The organism is Bradyrhizobium erythrophlei, from assembly GCF_042430365.1.
In the GTDB taxonomy this organism is placed as follows: domain Bacteria; phylum Pseudomonadota; class Alphaproteobacteria; order Rhizobiales; family Xanthobacteraceae; genus Bradyrhizobium; species Bradyrhizobium erythrophlei.
Map to the genome: position 1 here is coordinate 1 of NZ_JBHMET010000065.1, position 12,320 is coordinate 12,320.

A 12,320-nucleotide genomic window follows, 5' to 3' on the forward strand; every position below is an offset into this window, starting at 1 on the left:
CTGCACGGCTTCGGCAATCGCTTCGGCATCATTGAAGTCGTTCTTCTGTCCCTTGCTATATTCCCACACTCTCACTTCAACAACTGGCATCGGCAGCCGTTCGCTTCTGCACAAAGGCGACACAACCCGACTCGGAGTCGATAAACAGAATTCAGCGAGCCATGATCAGCCATCCATGTATACTTGCCTGGCCTGCTCATTATTCGATTCCGCTTCTTGAGGTGATGAAGGGCAAGATGTTTGTGACCCGTGGGTCGCATTCAATTTGCATGGCGGCCCACCTTCCCTCCAGAACCGGTATCGCGTTCAAAATTCGCGATGGTGCAGAGCAACTCGATCTTACCTGTATTCTTATTCCGATCCTTAGACGTCTCGACCTCTTGACCGAGGCTGAGTGGCAGGGACTTGCCCCACTGGCCGAGCAAGATATTCGCAGCTTTAATGGAAGCAAAATCGGATCGATCAAGGCTAGCTTTAGCCAAGTTAATTCTCCGACTTCCGACACAAGGCATTAAATGGGACGAGCGCGAGCCTGGTTTGGTTGCGCTCATTCCACCCCCATGGTTAGGCAGCGTTGCTCGGCGCAGAGTCGAACGCCTTCGTCTCATTCGGATCCAGAGTGTCGCGTCGCGGCAAGCTCCGCTTGTGCGAACGTTCAATAGATGAAAGCGCATCGCGAAGACGGAAGCGTTCCACTGGTTCATGAATCGGGCAGCGCGTAGGGCATCTTGTCGCAGCATCCGGAGATACGTACGCAATGGTCAGCGAGGCGGCACTGAAAATCCCCGCGCCGTCCCGACGTAAATAATGTAAGAAATTGCACTGAGCTCTGTATGGAATTAAATTCACGTATGTATCGCGCGAGAGGAAATTTGCAATGGTGGCGGAACAGGTGGTCGTCGGCTTGCTATTTGGCGGGCGATCTGCTGAACGGGAGATCTCATTCCGTTCAGCTCAGTTCATTGACGCGGTGCTGAGAGATGGCGGTTATGAAGTTCTGCCGATCGAAATTGACAAGGATGGTCGATGGTACCGTCATGATCAGCTTCCAGTCTCTAATGATGCACCGACCAGGCGCGTCGAACTCGCACTTCTCCCCGGCGGGCGCGGCAAGATGCTGTGTCTTGGCGATAAATCCCGCGTATGCAAGATCGATGTGTTCTTTCCAATGCTGCACGGGCCCTTAGGGGAAGATGGCAGCATCCAGGGCTTATGCAGGTCGCTGGGGGTGCCGTTTGTAGGATCCGGCATTGCCGCTTCCGCCATAGGAATGGACAAGTCACTCACGAAGCGTCTGCTCGCGGCGGGAGGAATCTTGATCGTCCCGTACTTGGCGAGCAAATCGGAAGGCGAATACAGTTACGAGGAGGTTTCCGCGAAACTCGGCTCGCCATTCTTTATCAAACCTGCCTCACTTGGCTCCTCGATCGGCATCAGTAAGGTGACATCGCCGGCAGAATTTGCCCCAGCAGTGCGAGCTGCGCTCCAATACGACCACAAGATACTCTTCGAACGAGCTATAGTTGGTCGAGAGATTGAATGCGCGGTCTTGGAGGAGTCGGACCATACGTTTGCGGCCTCTCTGTTAGGCGAAATCGAAGTCAACTCTGAATTCTATTCTTACGAAGCAAAGTACCATGAGGAGAGTACGTCAGTGCTTCGCATTCCTGCAAAAACACCGGCTTCGACCGGAGAGAACATGCGTCGGACCGCAATTCAATGTGCCAAGATACTCGGTTGCGAGGGGATGGTGCGGGTCGACTTCTTCCTGCAAGCCGACGGCACGTTCTTTGTCAATGAAGTTAACACCATTCCTGGTTTCACATCGATCAGCATGTTTCCCAAGCTCTGGGCAGAGAGTGGTCGTTCGGCTACCGACATGGTCAGACTGCTTGTGACGCTAGCTAGCGAACGCTTAGTCAATGACGAGCGCCGAATATGACAGTGGCGGAGAGCTGGCCGCTAAATTGTTACTGACGAATTACTCCGGCGGCGCTTTCGCAAGGTCTCTCAGCCAATGCGCTTCAGGTAAGCTTTTACATAGCTCGACGGCATCAACTTCACTGTATGACCGATCGCCTCTAACTCGCGGGCCCAGTGATGGGCCGCCGGACAAGCCTCGATGCCAATGAGGCATCCCGGCAGACCTGCGAAAAACTCCAGCATATTCGCCCGCCTCACGCGCTTGCGGATCACCACCGCGCCGACGCCATCGACCCCATGTACCTGGAACACTGACTTCGCAATATCGAGACCAATCCTGATAACCTCGCCCATGGACGGCTCCCCTCAATGTGGTTTGCTCTAACGCAACCACCCTACGGCACTTCGATATTGCGCTTCCGCAGCGGGATGAGCACGATTTTCCTGCGATCAGCAGACTCGAAATCGATTTTCGGCTAGTACGCTTCCGGCGAGGCCACGAATTCTTCTACTTGAGAGCGCCATCACGCAGCAACCGGCTGTGACCGCGCTCTGTCATCCATTTTGCGCGGGCTAGATGGCTCTCAAATGCATTGCGTGCGCGTGCTGGCTCGCGATTCGGATCGATGTGCAACACTATCCGAGCAACTTCCTTCCAATCAGCACCCTCCGCCTCGGCATCCAACAGGCGCAGGTAGGTCACCAGATGCTCCTCATCATAAGGAGTCAGCGCCGGATCTGTGGGCGCCAGTTCCGCAACCTCCGGATCAATCGGCGGTGTTTGCATGAAAGTCCCTCATGAACGATAACAAATGCGTCCAACAACCGTACGCTCAGCCGACGCTTACTGAACGCCGCACTCCCGCTACGTTCCCAGCTCTTTCACAATCAAGAACGAGTTCGCGTGTGATCAAACCGTAGCTGAAAACGAAGCCGCCGCCATCGAGGCCATCTTCCCGACGATCACCTCCTCCGACTTGATTATCTGACTGCGATCGCCGAGATCCGTTGGTTCTTGCAAAGCCAGTGTTAGCTCAGATCTCAATAATTATCCAGTTATGGGATAATCCGTTTTCGGGATCAAATTGCCTGCCGCCGATTCACTCGCCCGGCGGTCCATGCAAAAGTCCCTCAGATCTGCGGAATATGCGCGCCTGATAGAGATCCTTGTCGCAGCGCGACATAAGGCCGGCATCCGCCAGCAGGCATTGGCTAAGAAGCTCGGCCGGCCCCAGTCCTTTATCGCCAAATATGAAGGCGGCGAACGGCGGATCGATCTCGTGGAGTTTGTTGCGATTGCTCGGGCGCTGGGCGCCAATCCGCTAAAACTATTCAGGGATTTTCTGACGGAAAGACCGGTCAAGGCGCCCAGGAAGAGCGTTATCGGCTGAGCCCCGGTCTAGCGAATTTTGAGCACACCATTCGCGTGCCTCCTCGGCTTCAAGGTCAGACTTACTCCGTCGTTGACGGTGGCCCGTTCGAGGGTGATTGGGTCAATGGCAAGGAGAACAAGAATTAGATGTCGTCAAGCTCTCGCTCGTTGATGGATCCCTTGAATGAGGGCATGTTGTTCTTGCCGTTTGTCACTGAGTCGATGAAGCGCGGCTTGTCCTCCGGAGATTTTCGGAGTAATCCCGCACAGATTGCGGCGTCGATCGTTATAACGCTAAAGTTAAACTTTTTCATTTCGAAATTCGTTCGTAAGTGATTGAGCTTCCTTATGCTCTCTATCCGATCTTTCGAAGCTAGGTCATTGAAATGATTTGGATTGCGATTGGACTCTTAATCAGCGGGTCCCAGGTTCGAGCCCTGGTGCGCCCACCACTCTCAAGAGACTGGCCCTGCGGGGCTTTTTTCATTACCAGCGATGGAACAAAGCGCGGCAGGCGTTCGTGGTCGCACCGCGTGCGACCGTTGACGTGGGTTCGCGATTTGGACGCGCTGGCGCGGCGACCGACGCGAACCGCACCGGCGATCATCGTTCGCCGGTGCCAAAGCGATCGGCGGTCAGAATTTGATCTGGTGCAGGTCGTGAACCGTCCCGGTTCTGCGGCGCGACGTCACTCTCAACGGACGACCACATGATCGATGCAGCGCCGCCCATGAAAGAGGTGATCTTGGGCTGAACCCGCGAGCCGTCGATCACCTCGAGCTGGCCGCAGCGGTTGAGCGTGTGCAGCTTCCTGCCGGGCCACAGCGGCCCTGGCGCAAGCGAGTGCCGCACGACCTGCCGGAACGTGGTCGGCGAAAGTTCGAGGACCTCCGCAAGACCGAGCGCGGCGCCGTACCCGTTGGCGCAATTCTGGACCGGTCGCCACAGCCGTCCATTGATGGTCACGAAGTTGCCGGCCGGCCGTGCGCTCGCGCGATCCATCAGGACCGGATTGCTCGCATGCGGCTGCCAGGGGCCAAACAGGTGCTCGGCATGGAAGATCGCCAGCGTATCGGAATATCCGCCGGTCCCGTCGCGCCATGCTCCGAACAGATAGTACAAGCCGTCATGCCGCGTGATGGTCGCGTCAGCCAGTTCCAGCCCCGACAGCAGCGTGCAGTGACGCTCCCATTTGTCCGGAAAGCGAACGCATCTGTAGACCGCGACGTCCCGATGCTCCGAGCTTTCCGGGATCATCCATAGTTCGCCGCCATCCTCCACCAGGAACGGGTACGACAGATGCCATGGCTCTTCCAGCACGGGGACCACGTTCCCAACCGGTCCGCTGGCGTCGAATTCGACCGCGGAGATGACGCCCTTGCCGACGCGATGGTCGAGATCCTCAAAGAAGACGAATGTCCTGCCCTGCCATTTGACCGGGAAGGGATCCGCGTAGAAGCGATTCCCCGGGTCTCCGAGCACCTTCCAGTCCGGCCCGGACAAGTCCCCGGTCCGCCAGACGTCCGCGTTGTCGCTGTACCGCCACCCAACATGCCAATGAGGCGCATAGCAGCAGAGATGATAGATTTCCCTCGCGATCGACACCGCCAGGCCGCGCGCAACATACGCCGCGGGGTGTCGTGGAGTGCCCCGTCCGTCAGTCGGGGTGAACTGCGGCAGCAGTCTTGGTGCGCCCGACAGGATCGCGGTCACCATGGTCAAGGTTCGCGCCATGACCGTGTCGAGCGCGCCGCTCAATCCGGCTGCGATTTCTCCGGATGGGTGGCCGCGGTCGAGAATCGTGCCGTTGCGCGCATTGACAATCTCGATAACCGGCAAATCACCGGCAAGAATGGCGGCAAGCGCCGCGTTCTCGCCTGCGACGCCGTTGAACAGTGGGCGAAGATAGAGCCGGGCCGAGCTATCGTGGGTGGGCGCGGCGCCGGTGAAATCGACAATCACGTCGGCCGTTCCGGCCGTGACGATTGAACGCTCGGGTGAGAGCCTCAGCTTGTCGGCGCCACCGCGCTGGCCCCTGCGCAACACCAAGCGCTCGAGTTCGAACAACGCCTCCAGGCCGGCAGGCCGGGGCTCCGCCGTTGCGGTCCAGGTGATTTGAATGGGAACGTCCTGGCCGTTGACGGACAGCGTCTCCCGGCACATCCAGAGCCGCGCGTGCTCTCGTTCGCAGCGAAACTCGACAATCATGACCAGCCCACCCGTCTTCTGCCCGCCCGATCACGCGAACTCGGTGAGGATTTCGACGTATTCCTCCACCATGGAGTCTAGCGAATAGCGCGATCTCAGGCCCAAGGCGTTTTGCCGTAGCTCCTCGCGCAAGGTCTTGTTCGTGAGAATGCTGGAAACGGCAGCCGACAATTGCGCGTTGTCGGAAGCATCGACAAAGAGCGCCGTGGGCTTTCCTTCGAAGGACAACACCTCACGCAAGACGGGGAGATCGTTGACGACGGAAGGAACGCCAGCGCTCGCGGCTTCCACCGCGGCGAGGCCGAAGGTTTCGGCCTGGGTCGGGAATACGAATACGTCCAGGCAGGCGAGAAAGTCCGCCATCCGTGTCGGCGGGATCTCGCCGACCATGTGCAGCCGGTCCGATACTTTTAGCTCATCTGCCAGGAGCCGGAGCCGCTCCTCGTCCGCTCCTTGCCCGGCCAGCGCGACGTGCCAGGACGGCTCGCCGGCCAACAGGCGGATTGCAGCGTCAAGCCGCTTGTGAGGATGCAATCGGGCTGCACAGCCGAGCAGCACGGCGTCGGCAGGCAATTTGAACCGTTGCCGCGCAACTTCCTTCGGCAGATCGAGGGACTTGACGTCAAAGCCGTGCGCGACGTGCCTCATGCGCGATCGATAGGGCGCGGGATACCGCGCATATTCGCGCTGCATGTCCAGCGAGTTGAGCGTGATGCAATTGAAGAAGCCGACGCTGCCCATGATGATGTCGGCGGTGCGTACCGGCCAGCTCATCGACATCGCGGACGATACCTGATTGGCAACAACCGGAGCGCGGCTGACGAGGCGCGATACGCCGCCACCGATCACGTTGCCGAAGTGCTGAAACGTGAGGACCGCGTCGGGCTTGATCGACCGGATGTGACCACCGAGCGCCCAGAGCATGCGCAGCAATGCCAGCGGATGTCCCGGCCGGCTCGGCGAGCAATAGAATGTATTCGGCGGCTCGTCGAAGGAATCCGATTTGCGGAAGAAGAAGATATTGAAGACCTCGTAGCCGCGCGCGGCGAGGCCTGCACCCAGCAGCCGCGTGATCTCCTGCGCGCCGGCGTTCTCTGCCTGGGTCTGCACCAGAACGACGCGCCCCTTTGGTTTGATCATCGCTAGCCGATCATGTGATGCAGTCGGCGATGGCGTCGGTCCGCGACCGCCTTCAATCATTGGCGTGCTGATCACGCGAGGCTCGGTGGGGGACCCATCAGCGCCTGACCGGATTAATACATCTGCTGTGTGGTCGGACATCGTCTTTGACAGGAGAGAGGCCATTTGCTCAGCGCAGAATACAGTCAGCTCGTTAACTAATTGGCATCGCGATCCGGCGAAGGGGTAACCCCCGATTAACCATAGCTATCTACCTTGAGGCTGGCGCTTGATCAGTGTTGCCGGTTGAATTCGAGTCAAAACCCATGGTGTTTGGTGGCCGCGCAGGCCCGAGGAGTTCCGATCAAACGGAGCCTACGGCGACGTGGGAAGATTCCGGTCTGCTGACGGGGAAGGCTGGCGGCAGTTCTGCCGGGCTGATTAGGAAATCGCTAACCATCGCAAGCGCCCGCGCTTTCCTGCGCGAAAACGGTCGACGGATCCTGGCGCTTGCGCTGGCCATTTTCGCCGTCGGTCTCGTCGTTCTGTTGATGCTTCCGGCCAGGTTTGCCGCGACCGCGCTGGTTGTCGTCGATCCCAGAGAGCAACGCGTCACCACGGAGCAGGACGTCCTGCCTGGCATCGGTCAGGATGCCGCAGCGCTTCAGAGTCTGGTGGAAATCGCCAAGTCCGATGGCTTTCTCCGGCCGTTGATCGAGCAACTCAACGTCCGCAACGACGAAGATATTGCCCACGGCGAGACTGACAGCTCGCGGTTGCTCGAGAAATTCCGCCGGCGTCTCGACATTTCCCGGCGCGGCCTGACCTACGTCATCGCCTTCACGTTCACGTCGGATCGCCCGCAGCAGGCCGCCACCTATGCCAATGCGCTCGCCGAGGCGTTCGTTGCCAACCAGACCCGCGCCCGTACCGTCGCAACGGACGAGGCTGCCGATTGGCTCAACGGCCGGCTCAAGACATTGAATGATCGGTTGCGCGCGTCCGAGGATGCGGTTGCGGCGTTCAAGCTCGAGCACAAGATCGTCAATGCCGGCAAGGATGCCACCACCCAGCAATTGCGGGTGACCGACCTGTCACAGCAAGTTTCCGCGGCCCGTGCCCGGAGCGAGGAAGCAAAGGTTCGCTACGAGCAGGCGCAACGCGACCTCAAGGCGAACGTCGATGGGCCGGTCAAGCAGGACCTGCTGAGTGCATTGCGCGCCCAGCGCTCGACGCTCAATGATCAGATTGCGCAGAAGCGCGCGGTGTTCGGTGATCGCCATCCCGATCTTGTGATTTCCTACAGCCAGCTGAATGACCTGAACCGGCAGATCGAGGTCGAGCGCAAGAAGAACATCGAGACCGCGAAGTCGGAATACGAGGCGCAGCTCGATCAGCAAAAGTCGCTGGAAAAGCAGTTGAAGGCGGTCGAGTCGCAGATATTGATCGACGGTCAAGCGCAGGTCAGGCTGCAGGAGCTGCAGCGCGACGCGGATGCCAACAGGAATATCTACGAACAGTTCCTGTCGCGATCCAAGACGACCAACGAACAGCGCCTCCTGCAGAGCTCGCAGACGAAGGTGGCCTCGCCCGCCATTCCGCCGCTGCGCTCGACCCTTCCACCGCTCGCCTTGCTCCTCGCCGCGCTCGCGATTGCCTCGATGCTGATATGCCTGGCGATCGTTGCCGCGATGAAGGGTACGTCGGACAATGCCGGCCGGAAAGTTCACCAACCAGCTTTGGTGTCGGCCCCGACCCTGGCTCCGACCTTGCCCCAGCCGGATTCACCGCCCACTCCACCGGTCTGGGCTCGCATACCCGAGCTGCAGCCTGGAGAGTTCAGCAGAAGTGTTTGGCAAAGACCTCTTGCCTCGACGGCGGAGCTCGATCTGAAACCTCATCTGCGTCCGCTGTTCGACAGGCTGGAAGCGTTAGCGGGACCCCAGGGCAAGGTCGTGCTCGTTTTGTCGATCGGGAAGGGAGCAGGTGGTAATACCGTCGCGCGATCGCTGAATCGGGCGGCCCTGGGCAAGGGTAGGCTGAGCGTCCTGATCCAGCTGCAGCCTCAACTCGGTGGTGCCGATGCCGCGCCCGCCGAGAGGCAAGAGGAAGGTGTCACGAGGGCCGACCTTCAATCGGTCGACGCTCTCCTGAGTGCCAGCAAGAAGATTGCTCCGCTGCCCGCGGACGATATTCGGTCGGAGTTCGACCTGATCATTGTCCATGCCACGTCTCTCGCTCTGCAACCCGAGGCGGTGGCCATGGCCGCTTATGCTGATGTCGTCCTCCTGGTGGTTCGCGCCGACGCGGTCGATTCGGCCGCAATGCGCCGGGCGAACGTTGCGCTGTCCAGGTTCGGCGCCGTGCCGATCGGGCTCGTGATCAATCACGCACCTGCCGCTTCGCCAGCGACTCCTCCCGAACGCGCGGTGTTGGGTTTGGTGGGGTGAGCAGGGGCGCGGTCGCGTAATCCCGCGATCTGCAAACCGCGTTCTAGTCGTTCGAGTTCGCCACGCGGACCGCATAGGCCCCCGTTTTCGGCGGCGCGGAACGCAGCAGCGCGAGCACAGAGGGATCGACGCCGGTTCGGCGGCGGCAGATGATGTTGAGCGCGATCGTTGCCAGCGCCAACGCGACCGTCGCCGAAATCGCAGCACCCAGCACACCGACCCAGGGAATGAGAATCAGAAATCCGACCAGTCGGAGCACCACGTTCGCGGCGAGGACGGGAACATAGTCACCTTCGTGACCCGTCACTTGCAGGATGGCCGCAGCCGGTCCTCCCGCCGCTTGAATGGCCGTACCGAGGGCGAGCACGATCAGCACCCACTGCTGTGCGGCGAAGTGCGACCCGAACAGGCCGAGGAGATAGGGCGCGCCGACCCAGGCGATGACGAGACCGACCGCGACACAGAGCGCGGTAACCTCCGCCATGAGACGCAGGGTATGTTCGAAGGTCTCCTGGTCCCTGCTGAAGTACAGCGAGGGAAGGCGGCGGGCGCCAAACGTATACAATGCGGCCGACAGCATGGCGAAGATGTTCGCCAGACGCGATGCTGCGAAATAGACGCCGGCGGTCGCTGGATCCAGCAGCCAGTACACCAGAATGACGTCGAAATACTGGTTCGCGGCTTCGAGGATCGAGGCAATCCAGAAATAGAGCGCGCTCGACTTCCAGCGGGAAGCCTCGGAACGGGGCGATACATGGCGCAGGCTCGGCAGCGCACGCACAATGGCGACGACTTGCACGGCCAGGCCTATCGACATGGCGGCTGCCATCACGGTAAGCAGTTCGGCGGGATCGAGCCGTCCATGACCGAAAATGACGGCGACCAGGAACAGGACGACGGCGACCCGCCAAAAGAACTCGCGATTGCCTTCTCCCATCAAGATGCTGACGACGGAGCGCGCGATCTGGCTGCCAAGCATCAGCCCGGCGTTCACGGCCGTATAGGCCGACACGGAGAGTATCAGCAGCCACCAGTCGCCCCTGATGCCTGCGGCCGCTGCGACCGCAGCGATCGCAATCAGCATTGCGATGGAGGAGAGCTTCAGGCTGTGCCGCAAGACGCCCTTGATGAGATCGGGCTGTCCCTTCACCTGATACTCGTTCAGGAACCGCACCAGCAGCAATTCCTGGCCGACCAGCCCTACCACGGAGGCGATCTGGGCTACCGAAAGCCAGGTTGCAAAGATGCCAAATCCATCGGCCGACATCGTTCGCGCCGCCAGCGAGAACATTGCGAACGCAAGCCCGCCGCTGCCGACCTTCAGGAGGATGGTGCCGGCAACACCGCGCGTGACGTCACGTCGTATCAATTGAACGATGGATTCGATCATGAGAGGATCAGGACATGTCTCCGTTCAGGGCGCATATGGCGATATCGGCGAAGAGCGTAGCACGCCGGTCTGCCGCGAGTGTTAATCGCCAGCTCCCGTGGGGCCGATGGCCGCATGGTTGCGACCCATTCCGGAGGTGCGCCGTGTTGCTTCATTCTGGAACGTCATCGTCGCAACTGTCTCCTGGCAGGACAGCGGCCGGATTTTCCGGAGTTACCGGAGCGGCAACATAGATCGCTGTCCGATCGATATCCATGTACCCGCCGTCCGCTTCAACGAGAAATGCCTTCATTGGGACTGGATTTCGAACCGCGACCTGAAGGTCAACAATCCGTTTACCATTCCGTTGAGCTGCCGGAGCACCGAATTCACGGAAGATATTGAGCAAAGCGCGTGCCACGGCGCCCCTGGTGGGCGCTCGGCCATTAACCTCGCCCGTCGAAAGGTCGCCATGCCGGCTCTGCCAGACGGGCATCAGGCGAGAAAATTGCAGTCGTGCTGCCATTGACCGTTGGAGCCGTGCCATGATGGTGAATGAGAGCGTGACCGAGCCGATCGAGAAAATTGGATCTGAGACGATTGTTGCCGACGTCGCCATCGTGGGCGGCGGGTTGGCGGGGTCGCTCGCGGCCGCCGTGCTCGCGCGGGCAGGGCATCGCGTTGTCCTGGTCGACAAGCGTGCGGTCTATCCCGACGAATTCCGGGTCGAAAAGATCGCGGGCCAGCAACTGGCTATTCTTCGCAGGCTCGGCTTTGTCCGCGAACTCCAGCGCGTCGCTTGTCCCTATGACCGCATCCTCAACATCAAGGAAGGCAAGTTGGTCGATGTCAGCGTCGGCCAGGCCTACGGGCTTCCCTACGCCGATCTCGTGGCCATGGCGCGGGGCCTGCTACCCGATCCATCCAGTTTCATTGTCGACCAAGTCACCGGCGTAACCTGCAGCGACGATACCCAGCATCTGTCCCTTGCGTCCGGCAGAAGCGTCAAGTCGCGCCTCGTCGTTCTGGCGACCGGTATGGCGGGCGTTCTCGGGTACAATCTCGGAATCACCCGGCGCGTGCTGGCCGCGGGTCACTCGGTCTCGTTCGGCTTCACAATCGCCCGCTCCGACAACAGGCCATTCGATTTCGAGGCGCTGACCTGCTATGGCGACCGCGCTGCCGATGGTGTCGATTATCTCAGCCTGTTTCCCGTGCCTGGGGGCATGCGGGCAAACCTCTTCATGTTTCGCGATCCCGCGGATCCGACCATGCGCGAGCTCCGTCGTGAGACCAAATCGACGCTGCTGCGGTTGCTGCCGGGATTGCAACCGTATCTCGGCGATTTCCGCGTGATCGATCAGGTCCGGAATTGGGTGATGGACCTGTCGGTGGTCGAGGGGCACCTGCAACCCGGTGTCGTGCTCATCGGCGATGCGTTCCAGACCAACTGTCCTGCCGCCGGCACTGGAGTGAGCCGCCTGCTCGTCGACGTCGAACGCCTCTGCACCGAGTATGTGCCGCGCTGGCTCGAGACCGACGGCATGGGCCAGGAGAAAATATCGCAGTTCTATCTCGACGGCGACAAGATCGCGGCCGACCAGCACTCACTGAAGTTGGCGTGGTTCCGCCAGGCGTTGACCTCAAGCAACGATATCAGGTGGGGTGTGCAGCGGCGGCTGCACTTCCTGCGCCGCAATCTCACTCATCGCGTCGACCAGATCCGGCCGGGTTGGGTCGCACGCGTTCGTGGTGCGTTGCGCGCCTAGAGCATGATCCGGAAACGTGTGAAGCGATTTTCCCTCGCGACAAACGCGGAACGCGTTTGCGCGGAGATCATGCTCAAACAGAGATCTAAAGCGCGATGACGACTCATCGC

The 12,320-nt window shown here is 60.1% G+C and carries 10 protein-coding genes and 2 pseudogenes; 6 read left to right on the forward strand and 6 right to left on the reverse strand.

What is annotated here, in order from left to right:
- Window positions 1–132: pseudogene (locus tag ACFFWD_RS11535) on the reverse strand (IS110 family transposase); the annotation flags it as partial.
- On the opposite strand from ACFFWD_RS11535, the gene ACFFWD_RS11540 reads away from it, so the two are divergent.
- Complete coding sequence (locus ACFFWD_RS11540) at window positions 84–515, forward strand: asparaginase (RefSeq protein ID WP_376965230.1); 432 nt, start codon at window positions 84–86, stop codon at window positions 513–515. The pseudogene ACFFWD_RS11535 and the gene ACFFWD_RS11540 overlap by 49 nt on opposite strands.
- A 362-nt stretch (window positions 516–877) precedes the next feature.
- Window positions 878–1,942, forward strand: coding sequence for a D-alanine--D-alanine ligase family protein (locus tag ACFFWD_RS11545; RefSeq protein ID WP_376965032.1), 1,065 nt, complete (start codon window positions 878–880; stop codon window positions 1,940–1,942).
- A gap of 77 nt (window positions 1,943–2,019) precedes the next feature.
- Here the strand turns inward: ACFFWD_RS11545 and ACFFWD_RS11550 are convergent.
- Window positions 2,020–2,277, reverse strand: a pseudogene (locus ACFFWD_RS11550) (IS110 family transposase); the annotation flags it as partial.
- 154 nt (window positions 2,278–2,431) lie between these two features.
- Complete coding sequence (locus ACFFWD_RS11555) at window positions 2,432–2,710, reverse strand: DNA -binding domain-containing protein (protein WP_376965034.1); 279 nt, start codon at window positions 2,708–2,710, stop codon at window positions 2,432–2,434.
- A 331-nt stretch (window positions 2,711–3,041) separates the two neighbouring features.
- Here ACFFWD_RS11555 and ACFFWD_RS11560 point away from each other — a divergent pair, with 331 nt between their 5' ends.
- Window positions 3,042–3,314, forward strand: a complete 273-nt coding sequence (locus ACFFWD_RS11560; protein ID WP_376965036.1) for a helix-turn-helix domain-containing protein — start codon at window positions 3,042–3,044, stop codon at window positions 3,312–3,314.
- A 584-nt stretch (window positions 3,315–3,898) separates the two neighbouring features.
- Here ACFFWD_RS11560 and ACFFWD_RS11565 read toward each other — a convergent pair.
- Both ACFFWD_RS11565 and ACFFWD_RS11570 read right to left on the reverse strand, forming a co-directional pair.
- The gene (locus tag ACFFWD_RS11565) at window positions 3,899–5,503 is read right to left on the reverse strand and encodes a glucosamine inositolphosphorylceramide transferase family protein (RefSeq protein ID WP_376965038.1); all 1,605 of its coding nucleotides are present in this window, start codon (window positions 5,501–5,503) and stop codon (window positions 3,899–3,901) included.
- A 30-nt stretch (window positions 5,504–5,533) separates the two neighbouring features.
- Window positions 5,534–6,643, reverse strand: coding sequence for a glycosyltransferase family 4 protein (locus ACFFWD_RS11570; RefSeq protein WP_376965040.1), 1,110 nt, complete (start codon window positions 6,641–6,643; stop codon window positions 5,534–5,536).
- Window positions 6,644–6,948: 305 nt separating this feature from the next.
- On the opposite strand from ACFFWD_RS11570, the gene ACFFWD_RS11575 reads away from it, so the two are divergent.
- Window positions 6,949–9,072, forward strand: a complete 2,124-nt coding sequence (locus tag ACFFWD_RS11575; protein WP_376965042.1) for a GumC family protein — start codon at window positions 6,949–6,951, stop codon at window positions 9,070–9,072.
- Between the two features lie 43 nt (window positions 9,073–9,115).
- Here ACFFWD_RS11575 and ACFFWD_RS11580 read toward each other — a convergent pair whose 3' ends face one another.
- Window positions 9,116–10,462: a lipopolysaccharide biosynthesis protein gene (locus ACFFWD_RS11580; RefSeq protein WP_376965044.1), complete on the reverse strand. Its 1,347-nt coding sequence runs from the start codon at window positions 10,460–10,462 to the stop codon at window positions 9,116–9,118.
- A 106-nt stretch (window positions 10,463–10,568) separates the two neighbouring features.
- Between ACFFWD_RS11580 and ACFFWD_RS11585 the strand changes: the two genes are divergently transcribed.
- Together ACFFWD_RS11585 and ACFFWD_RS11590 are read left to right on the forward strand one after the other, a co-directional pair.
- Window positions 10,569–10,970, forward strand: a complete 402-nt coding sequence (locus ACFFWD_RS11585; protein WP_376965046.1) for a hypothetical protein — start codon at window positions 10,569–10,571, stop codon at window positions 10,968–10,970.
- 16 nt (window positions 10,971–10,986) lie between these two features.
- A complete protein-coding gene (locus ACFFWD_RS11590) occupies window positions 10,987–12,210 on the forward strand; it encodes an FAD-dependent oxidoreductase (RefSeq protein WP_376965048.1) in 1,224 nt (407 codons plus the stop codon).
- Window positions 12,211–12,320 lie beyond the last annotated feature (110 nt).

Excerpts from the sequence above, each read along its gene's own strand:
- ACFFWD_RS11545 (WP_376965032.1), top strand. The coding sequence starts at position 878 with ATGGTGGCGGAACAGGTGGTCGTCGGCTTGCTATTTGGCGGGCGATCT.
- ACFFWD_RS11555 (WP_376965034.1), bottom strand. The coding sequence starts at position 2,710 with ATGCAAACACCGCCGATTGATCCGGAGGTTGCGGAACTGGCGCCCACA.
- ACFFWD_RS11560 (WP_376965036.1), top strand. The coding sequence starts at position 3,042 with ATGCAAAAGTCCCTCAGATCTGCGGAATATGCGCGCCTGATAGAGATC.
- ACFFWD_RS11565 (WP_376965038.1), bottom strand. The coding sequence starts at position 5,503 with ATGATTGTCGAGTTTCGCTGCGAACGAGAGCACGCGCGGCTCTGGATG.
- ACFFWD_RS11570 (WP_376965040.1), bottom strand. The coding sequence starts at position 6,643 with ATGATCAAACCAAAGGGGCGCGTCGTTCTGGTGCAGACCCAGGCAGAG.
- ACFFWD_RS11575 (WP_376965042.1), top strand. The coding sequence starts at position 6,949 with ATGGTGTTTGGTGGCCGCGCAGGCCCGAGGAGTTCCGATCAAACGGAG.
- ACFFWD_RS11580 (WP_376965044.1), bottom strand. The coding sequence starts at position 10,462 with ATGATCGAATCCATCGTTCAATTGATACGACGTGACGTCACGCGCGGT.
- ACFFWD_RS11585 (WP_376965046.1), top strand. The coding sequence starts at position 10,569 with ATGGCCGCATGGTTGCGACCCATTCCGGAGGTGCGCCGTGTTGCTTCA.
- ACFFWD_RS11590 (WP_376965048.1), top strand. The coding sequence starts at position 10,987 with ATGATGGTGAATGAGAGCGTGACCGAGCCGATCGAGAAAATTGGATCT.